This is a genomic window from Salinimonas sediminis (genome assembly GCF_003429285.1).
Classification (GTDB): Bacteria; Pseudomonadota; Gammaproteobacteria; order Enterobacterales; family Alteromonadaceae; genus Alteromonas; species Alteromonas indica.
Genome location: NZ_CP031769.1, coordinates 1,353,649 through 1,374,580 on the forward strand (window position 1 = coordinate 1,353,649; position 20,932 = coordinate 1,374,580).

The following is a 20,932-nucleotide window of genomic DNA, read 5'->3' on the forward strand; positions in this document are numbered from 1 at the left end:
GTCCTTGGTATTAAACTGCCACACTAGCCCTCATGCAGGGCATGGTAAATAGCTGCCGTCAGCTGGGATAACGCCTCGGGTTTAATAATATACGGTGGCATGATGTAAACCAGTTTATTAAAAGGACGAATCCACACCCCAGCCTTTACAAATATTTTCTGCAAACGAGCCACATCCACCGGCTGGTGGGTTTCTACCACTCCGATAGCGCCCAGTACCCGTACATCCTTCACACAGGCCAGCTCGCCACAGCGGGCAAGCTCCTGTTGGAGCTGCGTTTCGATATTACTAACCTGCTGCTGCCAGTGGTTTTCCTGAATTAGGGCTAAACTTTCCGCCGCCACCGCACAGGCTAACGGGTTGCCCATGAAAGTAGGGCCATGCATAAATACCCCAGGTTCACCCTGACAAACGCCCAGCGCGACGTCTTCGGTACACAGTGTAGCTGCCAGTGTCATGTAGCCGCCGGTGAGCGCTTTACCTAAACACATTATATCCGGGCTGATCTGGGCATGATCGCAGCCAAATAATTTGCCGGTACGCCCGAAACCGGTGGCAATTTCATCACAAATAAGTAACACATCGTAGGTATCACACAACTGCCGACAGCGTTTCAGATATTCCGGATGGTAAATACGCATACCCCCAGCGCCTTGCACCACAGGTTCAATAATCAATGCTGCTATTTCGTGATGATGCCGGGCAAACAATTCTTCAAGAGGTAAAATATCGTCTTCACTGAATGTCTGCCCGAAGCGGGTTTGCGGCGCAGGCGCAAATATCTGGCGGGAGAGTACCTCAGCAAATAAACTGTGCATTCCATTTACCGGATCACAGACCGACATAGCGGCGAAGGTATCGCCGTGATAACCATTTCGCGGGGTGATTATCCGATGTTTATCTGGCCGGCCCTGGCAGGCCCAGTATTGCAAAGCCATTTTCAATGCAACTTCGACCGCCACTGATCCGGAGTCGGCTAAAAAGACCCGTTCCATACCATCTGGTGCCATAGCAAGCAATTGCTTACATACCCGGACTGCCGGATCATGGGTTAAGCCGCCAAACATCACGTGAGAAAATTTATCAATTTGCGAATGGGCTGCTTGATTCAGGCGCGGGTGATTATAGCCATGAATGGCAGCCCACCAGCTGGACATGCCGTCGACCAGCGTTTCGCCGCTAGCCAGGTGAATATTAACACCTTCAGCGCCAGTGACTTCATAGCAGGGAAGGGGGTGAGTAGCAGAGGTGTAAGGGTGCCAGATATGGCGCTTATCAAATTCAGTATTGGTCAAAATATCGCCATTGGTAAAGGTTGGTAAATGGTCAGAGTTGACAACTCTGATGGTGTGCATAGACTAAGCCAGCATTTGACAATAGTAAAGGACAGGCTATGACTGCCGCATTCCCTCAGCACACGGCCCTTGGTACAGTGCGCCACGACTGGACTCACCAGGAAGTTAAGGCACTTTTTGAGATGCCCTTCAACGATTTGGTATTTAACGCGCAATCGATTCACCGACAGCATTTTAATCCTAATGAGGTGCAGGTATCTACGTTGCTTTCGATAAAAACTGGCGCCTGCCCGGAAGACTGTAAATATTGTCCGCAAAGCGCGCGCTACGATACCGGTTTGGAAAAGGAACGTTTACTGGAGATTGAAAAGGTAATAGAGCGCGCCAAAGAGGCCAAAGCGGCAGGCTCGACGCGGTTTTGTATGGGCGCTGCCTGGCGCAACCCAAAGGCGCGGGATATGCCTTACGTCACGCAACTGGTCGCAGAAGTGAAAAAACTTGGCCTGGAAACCTGTATGACGTTAGGTATGTTAAGCCGAGAGCAGGCGCTATCGCTAAAACAGGCGGGCCTGGACTATTACAATCATAATCTGGACACATCCCCTGAGTATTATGGCGATGTTATTACTACCCGTACGTATCAGGACCGGCTGGATACACTGGAAAATGTTCGCGGCGCGGGTATGAATGTATGTTCTGGCGGTATTGTCGGGATGGGCGAAACGGCTAAAGACAGAGCTGGACTGTTAATGTCTTTGGCAAATTTACCAACCCAACCGGAAAGTGTGCCGATTAACATGCTGGTGAAGGTAAAAGGCACCCCCATGGATAACGTCGACGATCTGGAACCCTTTGAATTTATCCGTACGATAGCGGTAGCCCGAATCATGATGCCAGCCTCCCACGTGCGATTATCTGCCGGCCGGGAGGATATGAACGAGCAAATGCAGGCGCTATGCTTTATGGCAGGGGCGAATTCAATATTCTATGGGTGCAAACTACTGACTACATCTAACCCCGATACCCATGAAGATGTGCAACTGTTTCGTAAGCTTGGCATCAATACGGAACGCCGACGCGATTATTCAGATGAAGCCCATGCCCAAACATTGCGCGAAGAGATAGCCCAGGGGAATACCCGAGATTTGTTTTATGATGCGACCCGCAAGGGCACGGTGGAGGCCTGATGCCATTTGACTGGATGGCCCGGGAGCTTGAACACAAACAGCAGCAGGGCTATTTGCGTTCACGCACCGTGGTAGAGTACGAAAAAGACAGTGTCATCTGTATTGCAGGTAAGCATTATTTAAATTTTTCCAGCAACGATTACCTGGCGATGCGACAACATGAGGGCTTATTGCAATGTTGGGTAGAAGGACTGGCCCAATTTGGCGCGGGAAGCGGCGCCTCGCCATTGGTGACGGGCTATACCCAGGCCCACCAGGCCTTAGAAAGCTATTTAGCCGAGCATCTAAAACGTGAAGCGGTATTGTTATTTAATTCAGGGTTTAGTGCTAACCAGGCGCTATGCCAGGCACTGTTTCCCGCTGGCGGCAATATTGTGGCGGATAAGTATATGCATGCGTCTTTCATCGACGGCGCGCAAGGGTCCAGTGGTCAGCTGCGCCGGTTCAAACATAACGATATAAGCCACTTACGGCAACAGTTAGCTGCCTGTGATACAGCTGATACGCTTATAGCCTGCGAGGGTATTTACAGTATGGATGGCGACGCCAGCCCATTAACTGAGCTTGCCAGCCTAAGTCATCAGCACGACTGCTGGATGATGGTTGATGATGCCCACGGCCTGGGCGTGCTAGGCGAAACCGGGTTGGGCAGCGTACAGGCATATGGACTCAGCCAGCAACAGGTGCCAATAGTAATGGGCACTTTTGGTAAAGCCATCGGAACTGGGGGCGCGTTTGTAGCGGGCTCTCAATTATTGATTGATTATCTGGTGAACAATGCCCGCCATTATATTTACTCTACAGCGATGCCGCCGGCACAGGCATTAGCCACGCTGTATTCTTTTGAACATATTGCTACCGCAGATAAACGTGACACGCTGCAACAGAATATCGCTTATTTTAAAAAGTACGCGGCGCAATGTGGAATAGCACTGATGCCTTCAACCAGCCCCATTCAACCGGTGATGATTGGCAATCCTCAGCGCGCGGTAGCCTTCAGTGAAGCATTAAAACAACGCGGTATATGGGCCCCAGCTATCCGCTATCCTAGCGTACCCAAAGGTACTGATCGTATTCGTATTACACTGAACAGCGGCCACACCCGACAGGATATTACCGCGGTTTGCGATGCGCTAAGTCTGGCAGCACAAGAGACCAGCCATGTCTGACGTGGGGCAGCCTTTAACGGCGTCTTTACGTGGTGACGCTGTTTTACACAATATTGCCCGCCAGTTTAGCCGCGCCGCGCCGCGCTACGATAACTGCGCGACGATTCAACATACAATCGCTACGGCCGGACTGAACCGGGTACCGGGCAACATAGGCACATTACTGGATATCGGTTGTGGTACCGGACGCAATACCGCCAACCTGGCGGCGCGCGGGTTTACCGTTACCGGCGTGGATTTAGCTCCTGGCATGGTGGCCTATGCCAGCCAGCGTTTTGCCCGTTTGACCTTCAAAATAGCCGATGCCCAAGCGCTGCCCTTTCATCACAATACCTTCGACAGGGTATTTTCATCTATGGCATTACAGTGGTGTGCTTGCCCCCGACAGGTTATTGGCGAAGTGGCCCGGGTGCTAGCTCCTCAAGGCATAGCGTGCCTAACCATCATGGTATCGGGCTCGTTTGCTGAACTGGACGCTGCCCGGGCAGCGAGCGGGCTTGCTCCGGCCACAAATAACATGGCAAGTTTTGCGCAATGGGAAGAGGCCAGCAAGCAATGTAACGTGCGGCTAATTGAATCCACGGCAGCATTGTATATCGATACTTTTACCGACATTTTGGAACTGTTGCGCTCAATAAAAACGGTTGGGGCGGGGACCCGGCTGACATCCTCACCTACACCGCCGTTATCCCGTCCGGCAATCGCGGCTCTGGCTGATGCCTACCCGCGTACTGCCGACGGTGGACTACCGTTGAGCTACCAGGTAGCACACCTCATTTTGGAAAAGTAATCATGCAGACTTTTTTTATTACCGGCACCGACACCGAAGTCGGCAAAACCTATTTTACTGTTCGCTGGCTAAAGACGTTGGCAGCCAATGGTGACAAGGTTTTAGGCTACAAACCCGTGGCGGCTGGCTGTGAAATGGTAGACACCCAGCCTGTTAACGAGGACGCATTAGCCATCTTCGAGGCGTGCAATATGAAGGTCACCCTACGCGAAGTGAACCCCATAGCGCTAATGCCGCCTATCGCGCCTCATATAGCTGCCTGTGAGGCTGGTATACCTATTAGCCAGCAACAGATTCTATCAGGCTATAAAGTGCTTGAAGCGTATCAGCCAGATGTTTTACTTATGGAGGGGGCTGGTGGCTGGCAGCTGCCGTTGGGGAATGGCTTATGGATGCCGCAAATTGTGCAACAACTAGGCCTGCCGGTCATTATGGTAGTAGGGATGCGGCTGGGATGTCTGAATCATGCCTTGCTGACCGCGCAGGCTATTTCGCAAGCGGGCCTTACGCTATATGGCTGGGTGGCAAATCAACTTACTTCCGCGCCCATGCCATATTATCGGGAAAATTTGCGCACCTTATGCGATGCGCTGGAAGCTCCACTGCTAGCCGAACTACCTTATGCTACAGCGCCCAGTCCGACAGACGGGTTACTGGCTAATATATTGCGATAAGTCGGCAGTAGGCTGAACCGTCCTTTTTTCGGTACCACAAAATACAAAGCCTTCCTTGTCGCCGACCAGGGTTAACCTGCCGTCGGTAAGCCTCAAAGCGGTACCTTCAGCAATGGCCAGCACCGCCACATCAGGATTTAGCGTAGTAAATTCAGCCAGCCGCTGGTCGCGGGTTTCCCCATTGTGGCCCGCCGGGGCATAATTACTGTAATGGGGGTTTAACTGGCAGTTCAGCACGCCCAGTGCGTTGAAGGAGGGGGGCTGCACAATAGGCATATCATTGGTCGTTTTAATACTGCGCCCGCAGATATTTGAGCCCGCGCTCCAGCCTATATACGCGGTTCCTTTTGCTATCGCCTGTTTTAGCGGTTCCAGTAAGCCTCGTGCATAAAGACTATGCAACAAATTAAAGGTATTGCCGCCGCCCACCACGATTGCTTGCTTTTTCTCATACGCCTGGGCCAGTGCTTCTGCCGGGTCGGCAAAGGTGTGCAAACCGGTAACCGTAAATTCAGGTAAGGCATTGGCGACCTTTTCGCAATAGTCATCCCACGCCGTAGTTACCCCTGCATAAGGAACGAATAGTAAGTCCTTACAATCACCAAGGTGCGCGAAAATAAATGGCTTTGCATGCTCAAGATAGTCTTCATTACCTTGCCGGGAACTGCTTAACATTAAAACCTGTGGGTGCATACCTGCTCCATGATAAAAGCCTAAGCCTAACGCATTCGGTCGAAGATATGTAGCTTGCCGTACGTCATATTAACTTTCGCTGTAAACACGTCAGACAATAACATGAGGTGTTTAAATAAAGCAGAATATAGAAGCAAAACGGGCTTTGCTTATTCCTCTGGCTCCTCTATGGCTTTTACGCAACCTCGCTTCTGGCTTAAACACAACACCAACGGTTTGGTAGGTTGGTTGCCGCCGCTGGTCTTTGCCTGTTGTGTGCAAGGGGAGAATAGCCGTGCATCCCGTGCGGCTCTCTGGGCATCTACGGGGCTAGGATGAAGGGGCTAGCGAATTATCGAGCAGGAATAGGGCATGAGTCTGCTCAGTTGCGCGTAGGGTTGGCTATATTCATACGGCTGAGAAAATAATGATGGCCAAAAGGGGTAGAGCTGGAAATGGACAAGTCAAGCACCACTACCACCTGTTCCTTTAACAGATTTTATCTTAAACCAGCTATGTGGCAGAACACAGCGACATCAGTTACCGCTGATTGGTGATTCAGACAGGATAGGGCAGTTAAAGGGGTTATCGTCCCATTCTTGTGCATGGTATTGTATCGCAGGTAAACTTTACGTGTAATATGCGCGTAATAAGCCAGGTCATCATAGCGGTGCGACCTGGTTTTACCGCTTTTCCTAATATGCGCGGCTCATGCGCGACAAATCCGTTCTATAAGGAGCGATTATGAAAGTTAAAGGCTTACTTGCAGCATCACTATTACTTACCGCCGGCGCGGTAAGCGCCCAAGAATGTGAAACAACTATCGACAGTACTGATTCAATGCAGTTTGGTAAAAAAGAAATGAGCGTACCAAAAAGCTGTGATGAATTTACCGTTACGTTGACTCACAGCGGTAAAATGGACAAAAGCGTTATGGGCCATAACTGGGTCTTAACTAAGCCGGACGATGCCCAGGCCGTCGCGACCGATGGCATGACCGCGGGCATGGAAGAAAATTACCTTAAACCCGATGATGAGCGAGTAATTGCAGCCACAAAAATTATTGGTGGAGGTGAACAAACCTCTGTGACTTTCTCGGTTGATGAACTGGCCGGAATGGATGAATACACATTCTTTTGCTCTTTCCCAGGCCATATGAGCATGATGAAAGGCACGCTTACCGTTAAATAATATCGGTCTATTCGGGGCTGGCGTATGCTGGCCTTCTATTTTTATTGTCCTCTATTCTCTGTTTCCCCCGCCATGGTACACTCTAGCACTATTTTGCCTGTCCTCGGCTTCGTTCCGTTAGCAGGTATATCAGCGTCAATAGTTAGTATTAATTAAGGTTTGTTTGATGTCGCAACAGCAGAAACCCGCCGTTTTGTTCGTTTGTCTGGGTAATATTTGCCGCTCGCCCACCGCTGAAGCGGTGTTTCGCCATAAGGCAGCGGCCGCCGGGCTCGATGTTACTATCGATTCTGCCGGTACCCATGGTTATCACATAGGTAGCGCGCCCGACAAACGTTCGCAAAGCGCGGGGATCGCCAAAGGTTATAAATTTGATGGTATAGCGTGCCGTAAGGTGGCGCATGAGGATTTTGATAAATACGACTATATCCTGGCGATGGACAAGAGCAACCTGGCCAATTTACAAAAAGTGTCAGACAGTGCATACCACCCCAAAATAAAGCTTTTTTTATCCTTTGCTAACAGTGACCATCAAGAAGTACCGGATCCGTATTATGGCGGTAAGAAAGGCTTTGAGCTGGTATTGGATTTAATTGAACAAGCCAGCGACGGTTTGATAGAGGATATTAAAAAACGGCAGTGAAACGTTTAGCCTTCACCACCTATACCGGCTTGACTACGGCTGGCCTGGCGCTTATTACCGCGGTGTTACTTACCGATTGGCAAGAAAGCGTCGCCAGCGAGGTATTCTGGCATATTCTATGGCAGCTACAGTTACCATTGGTAATAACCGCTATTTTAGTGGGGGCGGTACTGGCTGTCAGTGCCGCCTCTTTACAGGTAGTGTTACACAATCCGTTGGCCGACCCGGGGATCATTGGTATTTCAAGCGGAGCCAGTCTGGTAGCGGCGGGTTTGCTTATTGTACAGCCCATTCAGCTTGCTCAGGGGGCGCTTTATTTATTGCCGTTAGGCTGCTTCATTGGTGCGTTGCTATCGACCTGGATGATATACCTGGTAGCCAGAAGGTTACGCGGTGCAGCCATGGCGGTAATTTTAGCCGGCATTGCTATTTCTACCGTAAGTGGGGCGCTGATGGCCTGGCTGTATGTACTGGCGGATGCACAGGCGCTGCGTAATCTCACCTTTTGGTTGATGGGAAGTCTGTACCAGACTGACTGGATGATTTTAAGTGTAGCAGGGCCAGTAATGCTGGGCAGTGTGGTTTACCAATGTTGGCAAAGCCGGCAACTTAACTGGCTTTACGGGGGGGAAACCCTGGCGGCAGCGGCGGGGGTTACGCCGGAAAAACTGATTAAAAAGACATTGCTGGCAAGTGCGCTGGGGGTAGGGGCTGCGGTATCGGTGGCCGGTTCTATTGCGTTTATTGGCCTATTGGTACCGCACTTTCTACGCTTGGTAATAGGCTATAATAATCGCGCCTTGCTACCGGCATGCGCCCTGTGTGGTGCGGTAGTACTGTTAGCCGTAGCGACATTGACCGAATACCTGCACCTGATAACCCTGCCAGTTTCTATGATTACCGCCACAGTAGGCGGGCCGCTATTACTGTTGGCTTTGTATCGCGGCCAGTGGAAAGTGGCATGATTACACTATCAAAGGTGGGCGTGAGCGGTCGCCTTGACGCTATTAATCTGGTGGTGAACAAAGCTCAGCATTGGCACATTTTAGGGCAAAATGGCGCCGGCAAGTCGACGCTGCTCCAGATAATGGCGGGATTAGCCCTGCCACAACATGGTCGCTGCCTGCTTTCAGGCACTCCCATCAGTGACTATAATCTGGCACATCTGGCGCGATTCAGAGCTTTTCATGGGCAGCAGCAAGTACACTCTTTTGCCATCCCCGCCGGGCAGTATATTGATTTTTACGGGGCGGGGAAGGGCGCTCATCCTTTACCGGCAGTGTTAACCGAAGCATTGGAACTCAAACCGTTATTATCCCGGCCGGTTACCCGGTTATCCGGGGGCGAGCAACAGCGAGTTAACTTGGCGCGGGCACTGTGGCAGGTCTGGACGGCTATTGAAGCCGGTGAGGCGCTGCTGGTGCTAGATGAACCAATGCAAGGATTGGATATCCGCCATCAACTTACCTTTCTTACGTTTTTGCAACAACTTTGTCAGCAAGGCAATAGTACCATCATCAGTTCACATGATCTGACGCTGAGCGCTCGCTTCGCCTCTCATGCGATGTTGCTTAATGGCGGGCAGCAAGTGGCCAGTGGCACAATTTCACAGGTATTTACCGCCGAGAATCTCAAAATGGGTTACGGCATAGCGTTTGATATAACAAATAACCAAAACACGCTACAAATTCACCCTCAGTGGCCTCCTGTACTATCATAAATATGGTAAGCTGGCCTTAAGGGCCGTCTTATGCCGTCGCCTGCGAAAAAGGCGCTGTCAGTGTTTGTTCTGGTGAGTTCACCAATACAATTAAGCTATTTTCATGCCGCACTGATGACAATTTTCAGCTTATGCCGCAAGGCCCGTTCCCTTATCATTAATAGCAATGAAGCAATAGCAACAGGAGACTTCGTGGAAAACTGGCAACCCGATAGCTGGAGAAGCAAACCAATTCTACAGCAACCCGAATATGATGACCTGGCACAGGTCGCTCATGTAGAACAGACCTTAAGCAAATACCCGCCGTTAGTTTTTGCAGCGGAGACCCGCGAACTACGCCGGCAATTGGGCGAGGTCAGCATGGGTAAAGGCTTTTTGCTTCAAGGCGGCGACTGCGCAGAATCGTTTGACGAGTTCAACGCTCCTAAAATCCGCGATACGTTTAAAGTTATCTTGCAAATGGCAATTGTGATGACCTTCGCAGGCCGCTGCCCGGTAACCAAAGTTGCCCGGATGGCCGGGCAATACGCCAAACCGCGGTCATCGAATCTGGAAACGATCAACGGTGTCACTCTGCCGAGCTATCGTGGCGATATTATTAACAGCTTTGAATTTACCGAAGCTGCGCGTCGTCCCGATCCTAACCGTTTACTGGATGCCTATCATCGCAGTGCCGCCACCCTTAACCTGCTGCGCGCTTTTGCCCAGGGCGGGTTAGCGGACTTACATGAAGTAAATCGTTGGAATATGGCGTTTGTGGAAAATAACCCACTTAAAGAGCGCTATCAGGATATTGCACGACGTATTCAGGATACGTTACAGTTTATGGATACTATTGGGATTAACTCTGCCAATACGCCTTCACTGCATGAAACCTCTTTGTTTACCTCGCATGAAGCGTTGTTGCTTAACTATGAACAGGCGCTAACCCGCACCGATACCTTAACCGGTAAACCATATAATTGCTCCGCGCACATGGTTTGGATAGGTGAGCGTACCCGCCAGCTAGACCACGCCCATGTTGAGTTTTTCCGTGGTATTCATAACCCCATCGGGGTGAAAGTTGGCCCGTCAATGGATGAGGACGAGTTGATTAAGCTAATAGATGTGCTTAACCCAACTAATGATCCTGGCCGGTTAACCTTTATTACTCGGATGGGCGCAGAGAACCTTGAGCAGAATCTGCCAAGATTGTTACGTCGGGTGAAGCAGGAAGGGCGCAATGTGGTATGGAGCTCTGACCCAATGCATGGCAATACCATTAAGGCCAGCAATGGTTATAAAACGCGTAATTTCGATGCTATCTTAAGCGAAATTCGTCAGTTTTTTGCAGCCCATGAAGCCGAAGGAACCCACGCGGGAGGGGTCCATCTGGAAATGACCGGACAGCATGTTACCGAGTGTACCGGTGGCGCTTATAAAATTAGCGATGATGACCTTAAGCAAGCCTATAAAACCCAGTGCGATCCCCGCCTGAATGCGGACCAAGTGCTAGAAATGGCCTTTTTAGTCTCGGATCATTTGCGCAGTAACTAGCCCGTAAAAACCACTAATTCAGCTCGCTGGCGATATACGTCGTCAGCGCGGCTTCGCGTTCTGCCTCAGTTAACACCCCGCCAAATATCGTTTTACGCCGTAAAGCCTGGGTTCTGCTATCGGTTGCTAATACTAACGAAGCAAAGAGTTCAGGCTGGTCGCGGGTTTCCAGAATGCTGTGCCATAGCAAATAACTGCCATAACGAATTATCCCCTGGGTATGACGGGTTTCAAGATTTTCCAGCACCTTAGTAAAAAGTGTTGGTTCGGCCAGGCACTTTGCCACCATCACTTCGTGTAGATACAAAATCTGACGGTCAACAATAACCTGCTTATTTCGCTTTGGACGGGCAAACATAGGCAATACATCACAACATTATTGGTTGAAAATTGAGCTTTACAGCGGCACTGTGTAATTATACAGTGGTCATTACACATTTCTAGAGAGAATGCGATGAAAAGTATACAAGGAAAGTTCTCGGTAGACCTGGCGCCGCTGGATGGCCATTTAAGTGGTGAGCAGGGCATGGTGACCCATCGGATGGCGATCACCAAACACTATGACGGCATATTGACCGGTGATAGCAAAGGAGAAATGCTAAGTGTGGTGACGCCCTTTAAGGGTTCGGCTGGCTATGTAGCGATAGAACAGTTCACCGGTTTGTTAGATGGCCGACAGGGCAGTTTTGTTCTTCAGCATTCAGGTATTATGAACCGAGGTGATGATACCTTACAGTTGCAGGTAGTGCCTGATTCTGGCACCAATGAGTTGGAGCATCTGGTAGGCACGATGCAAATCCATATTGCAGACGGTACACATACATACCTGATGCAATACGATTTACCGCCGGTGAGTACCTGAATTCAAAAGGGCATCACGACAAGGCGCGACCAAGCCGCCTACAGCAAATTTACTCTTCATCTAACAATGGTGCCACCACGCTTTCCAGCCCGTTAAGCTTTATTTCGTACATCAACGCTAATTGTTGCCCCAGCGTTGAAGCCGGAAATCCCTGTTTGTGAAACCATACTAAGTAGGGTTCAGGTAAATGGAATAAACGGCGGCCAGCATATTTGCCGTATGGCATGACCTGATTAATAGCGTTTTTGATTTGTTCTGGCTGCATAGCATTGGTATTGATTATCTGTGAACATCATTATGCTCGGGGAGGTGAATTAACACAACAACCCCCTACGTAAGAGAGAACCCCATTATTAAGCTGATCCCAGCCAGATAGACCTAAATAAAATAGCGCTGCGACCTATGCCTTAACCCGGCGCTACACCGGCTGCACAGGGTTTAGCGCAGCGCCGATAAATATTGGGGGCCCGGTCACATACACTTTGGGTAGACTATACCAGCTTCGTCATACGGCATTAGCCAGAGGCGTTTTTCCCTGCCGGCGGGGATGCTGCTTGTTGGCTATGTACCATCTGCATGATGGCCTGCTTAAAAGAAGGGTACAAAACCCGATTCCCATGGGCAGATAAATGGTCTGCATCGAAGTAAAGCGGCGTGTTGTTGTCGTACACCGGGCAACGCGTTTTATTACACAATGCGGGAAGCGGGTCCCACACCGTTAATTGGGCAATATGCTGTTGTACCGTATCCAGGTTTTGCATTACCGGTTCTCTAAAGCTTTCCATAAAGGCACGATCCTGATGGGTAGGGCTTTCACAGGTGGGATTATCCTGGTTGAACCAATCACTACACCGAAAGGGAATGTAAGAAAACACCGGTTTCGGCGCATCAGTAATAATATGTGGTGTCACAGCAGCTATCTTACGCATAATTTGCAGCGTTTCCTGCATGGCTGCATCGCGAGCTTGCTCTGCTTCCTTGCTATACATAGTTGCTACCACCTGTGGTTTGGGCTTGGGCGTAATACGGTATTGGTTGGTAAGCCGGTAGGCCTTTAACGTGGCGAAGAACACTATGTCGTTATCGGTGGCATTCTGCTGTATATGGTGCAACCAACGTTGTAGCTTTGCAGCGCACGCGTTGTCATCAACCAATACCGGCTCGCGCATATTGGCGGCGCCGCAGCCCCCCTGGCTGTGTATTTCGGTTTGTATGCCGGTTTCATCAGCCAACATGCGTAACATGGTACCGTACGCGCCAGCATGGGAATCGCCAATAACATAAATGGTACGGCCTGAGAGCTCATTGCCAGAGGGTAGGTCGGTGGGGTGAGAATAATAGGGGTACCAGTTATATTTATCGTTTGTGTTACTTATTTTTATTTTCGGCTGATTATTAAAACCCCAATATGCCCCAGCGCCACTTACACTAATCACCACCAGGCCCGCCGCCACTGTTTTCCAAGCCACCATGTGTTGCAATAAAGGGCGGCGCGGCAGACGTTGTTCTAGCAGATGATACGATAACATTGCCGGGATAAACGTCAGGCTGAAAGCAGCCAGCCACTGCAAAGGGGTTTCCAGGCCCACAGACCATCTGAAAAAGGTGTAAACCGGCCAATGCCATAAGTACAGCGAGTAGGAAATTTTTCCTATATAGCGTAAGGCGGGCAGACAGAAAATACGGCTAACTGACCCCGCCGCCTGAGGGGTAGAAAAACTGTGTAGAAGGAGTACCGTACCTACTACGGGCAGGATAGCCCAGGGCACCGGAAAGGCTTCTTTGCTGGCCAGCCACAAACCCGCGCCGGTTATCAGCAGTCCGGCTACCGGCAGGGGAGGAAGCGTAAAAGTCGGAGTACGTTGTTTTGCTTGCCATTGAAACAACAACGCGCCGGCCGCTAATTCCCAAAACCGACTGGTAAGTAAATAATAAGAGGCATTAAGATTCGTGTTGCTATAGTACCAGGAGGCGGCCAGGGACAAGATAGCTAGCATTGCTGTGGCATAACGTGCCCGGCCTTTAAGATACCAATACATCAGGATAGGGAATACCACATAAAACTGTTCTTCCACCCCCAGGCTCCAGGTATGCACAAACGGGTTAAATTCCACCGAGGGCGAAAAGTAAGTTTGTGTGTTGGCCGCTAACACTAGGTTGCTTACGCCGAAAAACGCGCCCAACCCGGTATGGCTAATCGACTGACTAAGCCAGGCTTGGGGAATAAACAGAACCACAATAGCAGTACAAACCAATAAACAGGCCAGTAGGGCAGGAAACAGCCTGAGTATGCGGCGTCGGTAAAAAGCAACAATATAAGCCTGAAAGGCGGTGTATTGATGGCCACTTAATGAACGTGCAACCACGTACCCGGAGATCACAAAAAAGATATCTACCCCGGTGAAGCCCCCGGGTAATAGGCTGGCATCTAGATGGAAGACCATCACGGCCAGCACAGCCAGTGCCCTAAGGCCATCGATGGCGGGAATATAACCCCGAGAAGTTGATTGCGTCATAATTATCCTGGCGCAACCTGCAAAGGCTGCCTATAAAGTGATGAACAAAGGTAAGGTAGTTAGCAGAAACGATGCCATGTTCATCGCAGCGGTTTTATCCGGGGGTTCATCGCGCCCTGCGATTAACCGTCGATTAAGCTAAACTGTAAAGCGCGCGGCCACGTATCCACACCAGCACACACAAGTTAGCGGTTTGCGTATTCATCCATCTGTGGCATGGTATACCTATCGCTTCACACCAAGGTTAAATATTGTTAGAAGATAGTTTCGGTCGCCGTTTCCATTATCTGCGGTTATCAATTACAGAGGCGTGCAACTTTCGCTGTCAGTACTGTTTACCAGATGGGTATGACGGTCCGCCTAATAGCGCGTTTTTAAATATACATGAAATTCAGACCCTGTTGACGGCATTTGCCCAGATGGGCACGTCCAAGGTTCGTATAACCGGCGGCGAACCGAGTTTACGGCGCGATTTCACCGATATCATAGCCGCCACTGCTAATACACCAGGAATTAATCGTATTGCCGCCACCAGCCACGGGGCGAGGCTGGCAAAAGATGCTCATCGCTGGGCGCAAGCCGGGTTGCATCAGGTTAATGTCAGTATCGATAGCCTTGATCCTAATCAGTTCGCACTGATTACCGGTCAGGACAAACTTAAACAAATCCTGAACGGGTTAGATGTGGCGGTAGAGGCGGGTTTGAATGTCAAAATTAATACCGTATTGCTACAGGATTTTTCCAGCAATCGCTTACAGCGCTTCTTGACCTGGCTGAAAACAACGCCGGTGACGTTACGGTTTATCGAGCTGATGGAAACAGGCGAACATCATAATTTCTTTAACCAACAGCATATGTCAGGCGCACCGCTACGCGACAAATTGCTGGCCGAAGGCTGGCAACCTATTATCCGCCGGCGCGATGCGGGTCCGGCGCAGGAGTTTTGTCATCCGGACTATGCCGGTAACATTGGGTTGATTATGCCCTACAGCAAAGATTTTTGTGAAAGTTGCAATCGACTTCGCGTGGCAGCTAGTGGTAAATTACACTTGTGCTTATTTAGTGAGCAGGGTTTAGACCTGCGACATTATCTCAGCGCTGGCGATGTAGAGGGGGTTAAACAGTTTGTCACTGAGTCATTAGGCGATAAACACATATCCCATTACTTGCAACAAGGCAGTACCGGGGCAACCAAGCATCTGGCCATGTTAGGTGGCTGATTACCGGTAATAATAACAAAAATTAGATTTTGAGGTGGAGCATGGAGTTCGCAGAAACCGACCGGCTGATATTCGACTATATCACAGCAGCGGATGCTGATTTTTTATGGCAACTTGATCAAGATGTAGAGGTAATGCGTTACCTCAACGGTGGGTTTAAAACCAGCCGTGAAGACATCGAAAGTGTTTTTTTACCCCGCTTGGCAGCGTATGCAAACCCGGCACTTGGTTGGGGCCTTTGGAAAGTACTGGAAAAAACCTCCGCCGAAGCACTGGGCTGGATTTTGGTTCGACCTTTTGGCTTTTTTACTTCCCACCCGCAAATCGACAATATCGAGCTCGGCTGGCGTTTTAAGCGTTCAAGTTGGGGAAAAGGCTATGCCAGTGAAGCCGCCATTGCTGTACGTGATGGCCTTGCCTATACCGGTATAAGTACCTTTTCTGCTATTGCCGCGCCGGATAATACGGCTTCAATAGGAGTAATGAAAAAGCTGGGCATGACTTTCAGCCATACTCAGTTTTATGAAGACAGTATTTATAGCGAAGATGTGGTGGTGTATACCCAAACCTTGTAGGTTAGCTTAACTACCGATAGTTTATTGGCAGTAAGTAGAATTGCTTGCTGCCAGCGCTTTAATCCTCCGTAATCTCAGCTACACAGCTCAAATACAGCATAAATAATCCATGAAGCCAGCGCTACGCCTAAATAAGCAGAGCTATTAGAGAGCATCTGACAGAAGTCAGATTCAAAAAAGTGGTTTATTAGTAATATGCTTATAAAGAAATGACAGCGAATTAAATGCCGTCGCTTGGGTTTGTGGTGACACATTTACTTTCAACGCAAAATGCGCCAGGCATCTCTCTACTTCATTATCACCCATAGATAAAGGGTGACGTTTGTCATGAAAATGTATAAATGCGGAAATCCACTTCAAATAGATAAAGACAGCCCTTAAAAAATACTGCTTCAAAAACATGTATTCAGAGACATAATTTTAAAATGGGGGCTTTATTCTTATCGCTCAACAATATATGCATACGTCTACAGTTATAGTTGCTTTCCCCTATATTCAAGAAAACGATCCAATTGCGCGTTTTCGTGCTTTGTGAAATTAGCTCCGCTATTTTATAGGCATTGTCATCATTGACTTTAAGCGATATGGTTCTTCTGACACTATAGGTAAAAACGAGCTCACGCTCGGTAGAAAAGCTTGCGATTTGCGTACTATTAAATTGTTAGGTCGTCAGGAGGTAGTTAACATGGAATGGTTTTTTGTAATATTTGAAAATGTCTCAGACAGGGCAAAGTTTTTCGCTATCTTTATTTCTTCCGTGGTAGCGATTTCTGTCGTCATTCTCAACAACTACTTTTCAAGAAAGACTGCGAGCAGAACCCTCGACATTGAAAAGCTAGAGTTAATGTATCGAGAATTATTAAATTTCCGTACCAAGTCAAAAGCTTTCATTAAGAAGTTATATACAAAAGAAGAACAAACTGAAGAGCTACGTGAATTAATGAAAAGCGCTGTTAATTCTCTAGAGCCATTGGAAGTCATAGCAACACTTCATTTCCCAGATATTAAATTTGATTCAGAAAAATCTCGGAAAATATCATCAATATGTATAACGACCTCATTCCAACTCGTTACAAGGGCGGGGACGACTGGTACGAAAAGCAAAGAGATTGCTATCAATATATCAGCAATGTTTTTGAATCAATTTCTACTCAATGCATTAAACAGATGAAAAATAGTCGCCATTAGCTACACGCACCTAACAAACAACTATTGGCGCTTACTGCGTTCGCCGGGACACAAATACGTAGGCTCCCGTCGCTTCGCTCCTTATTTTAGCCTACGCATTTGCGCCCCAAAATTGGGCGTTATGCCATTTGGAGAATTGAGATGTTTAAGCAGGTAAGTTGTTTTGGGATAGTATTTTTCCTTGTGGCATGTAAAAGCACTGGTGTCGTCCCACTGGGTCAAGATACATATTATGTGGGGAAAAAAGATGGAACTCCCGGTTTAGGTGTTTCGTTAGAAAATAAGACGGCCGTTTATTCCGAAGCTAGACAATTTTGTGAAGATAAAGGCTTGGAAATTAAACTCCTAAAAGAAACTGTCACACCTGCAATGCCTGCCAAGCTTGGTTCTACAGAATTAGAGTTCTCTTGCGTACCAATAGGAAGTTTAGAAACACCAACGGAAGAGAAACCAGACCAAATAATCGAAACTAGGCAGCGCTAATGGTTTGGCATAACAAAACACTGTTGGCACACCCTTCGGGCGCCGAAACGTATACAGGGGACCGTTTGGCGAATATCACCCCATGTATGCGCCCCAAAGCTTAGCGTAAGACCATGGAAATACTCTTTTTTACAATTGGCGCTGCTATATATTTAGTTGCCGTAAATTCGTTGGTTAAAGGTCAAAAGTTGCTAAATTGTCACTTCGGTTGGCCAAGTCCATCAGGATTGGCTAACAACGCCTTTTGCTATTTCTTTTTTGCTGTATTTATTTGCGTGGTTATTCCGTTCGCTTTCTTTTTTCCATTATGGCTCAACACACTTGTCCCAGTATTGCAGGAAACTCAAATTAACAGAGCTCTTCTCATATTAATCGGTGGTTTTGTTCTTTCCGTTACAATGTGGTCAAACTATAAAAAGATCAAATAAGGCAGTTTTAACAGTAGCTTATAACAAATAAATTATGTAACTCGCTGGGACGCTAACACGTAGACGGCTTCGCCATTATGCCCTACGCATCTGTACCCGTTATTGAAAAATTATGCATTGGAATAAGCATGGAAGTATATTTTGACTTAAATGAATCTCACGCTACTCAAGTTCTATCTTTATTTAAAGAAACGTGGTGGGCAAATGAACGAACATTAGTGGAAGCTGCGGCCTGTATTGAAGGATCGCAGATTACGGTTGGTATTTTCAATAATAATGAGTTAGTTGGCTTTGCTCGTGTAGTAACAGATTTTATTTACAAAGCCATCATTTTTGACGTAATTGTGTCAAAACAGCAGCAAGGAAAAGGTCTTGGCAAGAAACTAATTGCAGCGGTCAAATCCCATCCAAGGTTAATAGGTATTAGGCACTTTGAATTATATTGCTTGCCAGAAATGGAAGCTTTTTATGAAGACTTCGGCTTTACAACACAGGTAGGTGGTATCAAGCTTATGCGGTGTACCAATGCATAACAAAACACTGTTGTCATTCCCTTCGGTCGCTGGGAGGCAAACACGGTGCCGCTTCGCAATTATAGCCCCGCGAATGTCAAACTTCAGAGGCTATTTGCGGTTACGGTACTATAGATAAAGTTGGAAGTCGTTAAGATATATAAAAATAACAAGAGGTGGTGAACGCTGCTGTGACTCGCTAGGAACCGCTTGAGAAATATAAGAATAAAAAGAGATGGTGGACGCTACTGGACTTGAACCAGTGACCCTCGCCTTGTAAGGGCGATGCTCTCCCAACTGAGCTAAGCGTCCGTATAGTATTTGATTGCCCGTGGAAAATGGTGGACGCTACTGGACTTGAACCAGTGACCCTCGCCTTGTAAGGGCGATGCTCTCCCAACTGAGCTAAGCGTCCGCAATCAAAATATTCAACAAATCAAAGTGGTGGACGCTACTGGACTTGAACCAGTGACCCTCGCCTTGTAAGGGCGATGCTCTCCCAACTGAGCTAAGCGTCCTTTGATTTGTCTTTGCCGTAGTGGGCAAGTGGGGCGGTATTATAGAGTTGCTTTTCACAGAGTCAACAACAAAGTTGAATAAAAAGTTCCGTTTGGCTGAAAAGTGTTCGTTATCCTCTATTTTGTTCAATAATAAAGCAAAAATAGCCTTTTATTGACGGTTTTTCCGCTTTGACTTCTACCAGTGTTTTGCCGTTGCCAGAACACTGGTAGAATGCGCAGCAATCATTATTACAGTATTAACAGAGAGTTTGCTATGTCGGTCGTAACCAGATTCGCCCCAAGCCCTACCGGATATTTACACGTTGGTGGAGCCAGAACAGCCTTATATTCATGGCTATACGCGAAAAGCCAGGGTGGGGAATTTGTACTTCGTATTGAAGATACAGATATAGAGCGTTCTACTGAAGAAGCTAAACAAGCTATTTTAGATGGCATGCAGTGGCTGGGATTATCCTGGGACAAAGGGCCGTATTTACAGACCGAACGCTTCGACCGCTATAAAGAATTAATTGAGCGTCTACTTGAAGAAGGCAAAGCTTATAAGTGCTTCATGAGTTCGCAGGAATTAGATGAAATTCGCGAGCAACAAAAGGCCCGTGGTGAAAAGCCGCGTTACCCAGGTACGTGGCGCGATCGCACCGACCACCCTGAAGGCGAAAGTTATGCTGTTCGTTTTAAAAATCCTCTCGATGGCAAAGTCGTTATTAACGACCACATCCGCGGCACTATTGAAATAAGCAATAGTGAACTCGACGATCTTGTTATACAGCGAAGTGATGGCACCCCTACCTATAATTTCTGTGTGGTAGTTGATGATTGGGATATGGGCATTACCCATGTAGTACGCGGTGAAGATCATATTAACAATACACCTCGCCAAATCAATATCCTGCAGGCGCTGGGTGCACCTGTACCCGAATATGCGCATGTATCAATGATTTTGGGTGATGACGGTAAAAAGTTATCTAAACGCCATAATGCTGTGAGTGTGATGCAGTATCGTGATGACGGTTTTTTACCCCAGGCATTGCTCAACTATCTGGTGCGGTTAGGTTGGGCGCATGGCGATCAGGAGATATTTTCACTTAGCGAAATGATTGAGCATTTCAGCCTTGATGCCATCGGGCAGTCTGCTTCAGCGTTTAATACTGAAAAGCTAATCTGGCTAAATCAGCACTATATGAAAACAATGCCAGCCAGTGAAGTAGCGGTATTTGCAAAATGGCATTTTGCTGAGCAGGGTATTGATACGGCAAATGGCCCCACGCTGGAAAATGTTATTGCGATACAGGCCGATCGGGTTAAAACACTTAAAGAGATGGCCCAGATAAGCCGTTACTTCTTCGAAGATTTCGATGAGTTTGATGAAAAAGCGGCGAAAAAACATTTGCGCCCGGTAGCCAAAGAGCCATTGTTAGTGGTTAAAGATAAGCTATTGGCATTAGAGACCTGGACCCCAGAAACTATCGGTGAAGCGATTAATGCTACAGCTGAAGCATTGGGTGTAGGTATGGGAAAAATAGGCATGCCGTTACGTGTGGCGGTAACGGGTAGCGGTAATTCGCCTTCGTTAGATGTAACCCTAAACCTCCTCTCAAAGCAGAAAGTAGAGCAAAGAATAGACAAGGCGGTTAGTTTTATAGCAAACAGAGAAAATTCATAGATTTTCTTTAAAAAACCGTTGACAGGGCAGTGGGGTATGCCTAGAATGCGCCCCGCTGTCACAGAACAGGCACGCAATACCCAAGGG

Annotated in this window: 23 protein-coding genes and 3 tRNA genes; 17 read left to right on the top strand and 9 right to left on the bottom strand. The window is 48.1% G+C overall.

Annotation, left to right across the window (positions count from 1 at the left end):
* Positions 1-23 precede the first annotated feature (23 nt).
* Positions 24-1,295 (bottom strand): adenosylmethionine--8-amino-7-oxononanoate transaminase, encoded by a 1,272-nt coding sequence (gene bioA / locus D0Y50_RS06080; RefSeq protein ID WP_408640692.1) that lies wholly within the window; start codon positions 1,293-1,295, stop codon positions 24-26.
* Between the two features lie 98 nt (positions 1,296-1,393).
* On the opposite strand from bioA, the gene bioB reads away from it, so the two are divergent.
* From bioB to bioD, 4 genes are read left to right on the top strand one after another with little or no spacing between them, the layout of a single operon-like run.
* Complete coding sequence (bioB, locus tag D0Y50_RS06085) at positions 1,394-2,482, top strand: biotin synthase BioB (protein ID WP_108566603.1); 1,089 nt, start codon at positions 1,394-1,396, stop codon at positions 2,480-2,482.
* Complete coding sequence (gene bioF / locus D0Y50_RS06090; RefSeq protein WP_108566604.1) at positions 2,482-3,651, top strand: 8-amino-7-oxononanoate synthase; 1,170 nt, start codon at positions 2,482-2,484, stop codon at positions 3,649-3,651. Before bioB ends, bioF begins: the two co-directional genes overlap by 1 nt.
* Positions 3,644-4,441, top strand: a complete 798-nt coding sequence (locus D0Y50_RS06095) for a methyltransferase domain-containing protein (protein WP_117315971.1) — start codon at positions 3,644-3,646, stop codon at positions 4,439-4,441. The genes bioF and D0Y50_RS06095 overlap by 8 nt, the downstream gene beginning before the upstream one ends.
* Positions 4,442-4,443: 2 nt before the next feature.
* On the top strand, positions 4,444-5,115 hold the full coding sequence (gene bioD, locus D0Y50_RS06100; RefSeq protein ID WP_108566606.1) for a dethiobiotin synthase: 672 nt from the start codon (positions 4,444-4,446) through the stop codon (positions 5,113-5,115).
* On the opposite strand, the gene pepE is transcribed toward bioD, so the two are convergent.
* Entirely contained in the window at positions 5,092-5,808 is a 717-nt protein-coding gene (pepE, locus tag D0Y50_RS06105; RefSeq protein WP_108566607.1) for a dipeptidase PepE, read from the bottom strand. The two genes, bioD and pepE, sit on opposite strands and share 24 nt — an antisense overlap.
* A 723-nt stretch (positions 5,809-6,531) precedes the next feature.
* Here pepE and azu point away from each other — a divergent pair.
* From azu to D0Y50_RS06130, 5 genes are all read left to right on the top strand, one after another.
* The gene (gene azu, locus D0Y50_RS06110) at positions 6,532-6,978 is read left to right on the top strand and encodes an azurin (RefSeq protein WP_108566608.1); all 447 of its coding nucleotides are present in this window, start codon (positions 6,532-6,534) and stop codon (positions 6,976-6,978) included.
* 166 nt (positions 6,979-7,144) lie between these two features.
* Positions 7,145-7,621 carry a low molecular weight protein-tyrosine-phosphatase gene (locus D0Y50_RS06115; protein WP_108566609.1) on the top strand — a complete coding sequence of 159 codons (477 nt, stop codon included), beginning with the start codon at positions 7,145-7,147 and terminating at the stop codon, positions 7,619-7,621.
* The gene (locus D0Y50_RS06120; RefSeq protein ID WP_176582448.1) at positions 7,618-8,586 is read left to right on the top strand and encodes a FecCD family ABC transporter permease; all 969 of its coding nucleotides are present in this window, start codon (positions 7,618-7,620) and stop codon (positions 8,584-8,586) included. The genes D0Y50_RS06115 and D0Y50_RS06120 overlap by 4 nt, the downstream gene beginning before the upstream one ends.
* Positions 8,583-9,341 carry a vitamin B12 ABC transporter ATP-binding protein BtuD gene (locus tag D0Y50_RS06125; RefSeq protein WP_117315974.1) on the top strand — a complete coding sequence of 253 codons (759 nt, stop codon included), beginning with the start codon at positions 8,583-8,585 and terminating at the stop codon, positions 9,339-9,341. Before D0Y50_RS06120 ends, D0Y50_RS06125 begins: the two co-directional genes overlap by 4 nt.
* Before the next feature lie 192 nt (positions 9,342-9,533).
* Positions 9,534-10,877: a class II 3-deoxy-7-phosphoheptulonate synthase gene (locus tag D0Y50_RS06130; protein WP_108566634.1), complete on the top strand. Its 1,344-nt coding sequence runs from the start codon at positions 9,534-9,536 to the stop codon at positions 10,875-10,877.
* A gap of 13 nt (positions 10,878-10,890) precedes the next feature.
* On the opposite strand, the gene D0Y50_RS06135 is transcribed toward D0Y50_RS06130, so the two are convergent.
* On the bottom strand, positions 10,891-11,235 hold the full coding sequence (locus D0Y50_RS06135; protein WP_108566611.1) for a hypothetical protein: 345 nt from the start codon (positions 11,233-11,235) through the stop codon (positions 10,891-10,893).
* Positions 11,236-11,331: 96 nt separating this feature from the next.
* Between D0Y50_RS06135 and D0Y50_RS06140 the strand changes: the two genes are divergently transcribed.
* Positions 11,332-11,739, top strand: coding sequence for a DUF3224 domain-containing protein (locus D0Y50_RS06140; RefSeq protein WP_117315976.1), 408 nt, complete (start codon positions 11,332-11,334; stop codon positions 11,737-11,739).
* Between the two features lie 49 nt (positions 11,740-11,788).
* Here the strand turns inward: D0Y50_RS06140 and D0Y50_RS06145 are convergent, their stop codons facing one another.
* Together D0Y50_RS06145 and D0Y50_RS06150 are read right to left on the bottom strand one after the other, a co-directional pair.
* Positions 11,789-12,004: a DUF3820 family protein gene (locus tag D0Y50_RS06145; protein ID WP_108566613.1), complete on the bottom strand. Its 216-nt coding sequence runs from the start codon at positions 12,002-12,004 to the stop codon at positions 11,789-11,791.
* 250 nt (positions 12,005-12,254) lie between these two features.
* Complete coding sequence (locus D0Y50_RS06150; protein ID WP_117315979.1) at positions 12,255-14,255, bottom strand: acyltransferase family protein; 2,001 nt, start codon at positions 14,253-14,255, stop codon at positions 12,255-12,257.
* A 251-nt stretch (positions 14,256-14,506) separates the two neighbouring features.
* Between D0Y50_RS06150 and moaA the strand changes: the two genes are divergently transcribed.
* Together moaA and D0Y50_RS06160 are read left to right on the top strand one after the other, a co-directional pair.
* Complete coding sequence (moaA, locus tag D0Y50_RS06155; protein ID WP_117315981.1) at positions 14,507-15,475, top strand: GTP 3',8-cyclase MoaA; 969 nt, start codon at positions 14,507-14,509, stop codon at positions 15,473-15,475.
* A 41-nt stretch (positions 15,476-15,516) separates the two neighbouring features.
* Entirely contained in the window at positions 15,517-16,050 is a 534-nt protein-coding gene (locus D0Y50_RS06160) for a GNAT family N-acetyltransferase (protein WP_117315983.1), read from the top strand.
* Positions 16,051-16,221: 171 nt separating this feature from the next.
* Here D0Y50_RS06160 and D0Y50_RS06165 read toward each other — a convergent pair whose 3' ends face one another.
* The gene (locus D0Y50_RS06165; protein ID WP_232366467.1) at positions 16,222-16,452 is read right to left on the bottom strand and encodes a phage integrase N-terminal SAM-like domain-containing protein; all 231 of its coding nucleotides are present in this window, start codon (positions 16,450-16,452) and stop codon (positions 16,222-16,224) included.
* 283 nt (positions 16,453-16,735) lie between these two features.
* On the opposite strand from D0Y50_RS06165, the gene D0Y50_RS06170 reads away from it, so the two are divergent.
* The 4 genes from D0Y50_RS06170 (at position 16,736) to D0Y50_RS06185 (ending at position 18,682) form a co-directional block, all read left to right on the top strand.
* Complete coding sequence (locus tag D0Y50_RS06170; RefSeq protein WP_117315985.1) at positions 16,736-17,221, top strand: hypothetical protein; 486 nt, start codon at positions 16,736-16,738, stop codon at positions 17,219-17,221.
* Between the two features lie 158 nt (positions 17,222-17,379).
* Positions 17,380-17,721: a hypothetical protein gene (locus D0Y50_RS06175; RefSeq protein ID WP_117315987.1), complete on the top strand. Its 342-nt coding sequence runs from the start codon at positions 17,380-17,382 to the stop codon at positions 17,719-17,721.
* 113 nt (positions 17,722-17,834) lie between these two features.
* A complete protein-coding gene (locus D0Y50_RS06180) occupies positions 17,835-18,149 on the top strand; it encodes a hypothetical protein (RefSeq protein ID WP_108566618.1) in 315 nt (104 codons plus the stop codon).
* Positions 18,150-18,277: 128 nt separating this feature from the next.
* A complete protein-coding gene (locus D0Y50_RS06185; RefSeq protein WP_117315989.1) occupies positions 18,278-18,682 on the top strand; it encodes a GNAT family N-acetyltransferase in 405 nt (134 codons plus the stop codon).
* A gap of 215 nt (positions 18,683-18,897) precedes the next feature.
* On the opposite strand, the gene D0Y50_RS06190 is transcribed toward D0Y50_RS06185, so the two are convergent.
* The 3 genes from D0Y50_RS06190 to D0Y50_RS06200 form a co-directional block, all read right to left on the bottom strand.
* Positions 18,898-18,973, bottom strand: a tRNA-Val gene (locus tag D0Y50_RS06190).
* Positions 18,974-19,000: 27 nt separating this feature from the next.
* Positions 19,001-19,076, bottom strand: a tRNA-Val gene (locus D0Y50_RS06195).
* A 27-nt stretch (positions 19,077-19,103) separates the two neighbouring features.
* Positions 19,104-19,179, bottom strand: a tRNA-Val gene (locus tag D0Y50_RS06200).
* A gap of 256 nt (positions 19,180-19,435) precedes the next feature.
* Here D0Y50_RS06200 and gltX point away from each other — a divergent pair.
* Entirely contained in the window at positions 19,436-20,845 is a 1,410-nt protein-coding gene (gltX, locus tag D0Y50_RS06205) for a glutamate--tRNA ligase (RefSeq protein WP_108568551.1), read from the top strand.
* The last annotated feature ends 87 nt before the right edge of the window (positions 20,846-20,932 follow it).

Coding starts and splice junctions, on each gene's coding strand:
- D0Y50_RS06170 (WP_117315985.1), top strand. CDS start 16,736: ATGGAATGGTTTTTTGTAATATTTGAAAATGTCTCAGACAGGGCAAAG.
- azu (WP_108566608.1), top strand. CDS start 6,532: ATGAAAGTTAAAGGCTTACTTGCAGCATCACTATTACTTACCGCCGGC.
- D0Y50_RS06175 (WP_117315987.1), top strand. CDS start 17,380: ATGTTTAAGCAGGTAAGTTGTTTTGGGATAGTATTTTTCCTTGTGGCA.
- D0Y50_RS06145 (WP_108566613.1), bottom strand. CDS start 12,004: ATGCAGCCAGAACAAATCAAAAACGCTATTAATCAGGTCATGCCATAC.
- D0Y50_RS06165 (WP_232366467.1), bottom strand. CDS start 16,452: ATGTTTTTGAAGCAGTATTTTTTAAGGGCTGTCTTTATCTATTTGAAG.
- bioB (WP_108566603.1), top strand. CDS start 1,394: ATGACTGCCGCATTCCCTCAGCACACGGCCCTTGGTACAGTGCGCCAC.
- bioD (WP_108566606.1), top strand. CDS start 4,444: ATGCAGACTTTTTTTATTACCGGCACCGACACCGAAGTCGGCAAAACC.
- D0Y50_RS06185 (WP_117315989.1), top strand. CDS start 18,278: ATGGAAGTATATTTTGACTTAAATGAATCTCACGCTACTCAAGTTCTA.
- gltX (WP_108568551.1), top strand. CDS start 19,436: ATGTCGGTCGTAACCAGATTCGCCCCAAGCCCTACCGGATATTTACAC.
- D0Y50_RS06125 (WP_117315974.1), top strand. CDS start 8,583: ATGATTACACTATCAAAGGTGGGCGTGAGCGGTCGCCTTGACGCTATT.
- D0Y50_RS06160 (WP_117315983.1), top strand. CDS start 15,517: ATGGAGTTCGCAGAAACCGACCGGCTGATATTCGACTATATCACAGCA.
- bioF (WP_108566604.1), top strand. CDS start 2,482: ATGCCATTTGACTGGATGGCCCGGGAGCTTGAACACAAACAGCAGCAG.
- D0Y50_RS06180 (WP_108566618.1), top strand. CDS start 17,835: ATGGAAATACTCTTTTTTACAATTGGCGCTGCTATATATTTAGTTGCC.
- D0Y50_RS06140 (WP_117315976.1), top strand. CDS start 11,332: ATGAAAAGTATACAAGGAAAGTTCTCGGTAGACCTGGCGCCGCTGGAT.
- D0Y50_RS06150 (WP_117315979.1), bottom strand. CDS start 14,255: ATGACGCAATCAACTTCTCGGGGTTATATTCCCGCCATCGATGGCCTT.
- D0Y50_RS06115 (WP_108566609.1), top strand. CDS start 7,145: ATGTCGCAACAGCAGAAACCCGCCGTTTTGTTCGTTTGTCTGGGTAAT.
- pepE (WP_108566607.1), bottom strand. CDS start 5,808: ATGCACCCACAGGTTTTAATGTTAAGCAGTTCCCGGCAAGGTAATGAA.
- D0Y50_RS06135 (WP_108566611.1), bottom strand. CDS start 11,235: ATGTTTGCCCGTCCAAAGCGAAATAAGCAGGTTATTGTTGACCGTCAG.
- D0Y50_RS06095 (WP_117315971.1), top strand. CDS start 3,644: ATGTCTGACGTGGGGCAGCCTTTAACGGCGTCTTTACGTGGTGACGCT.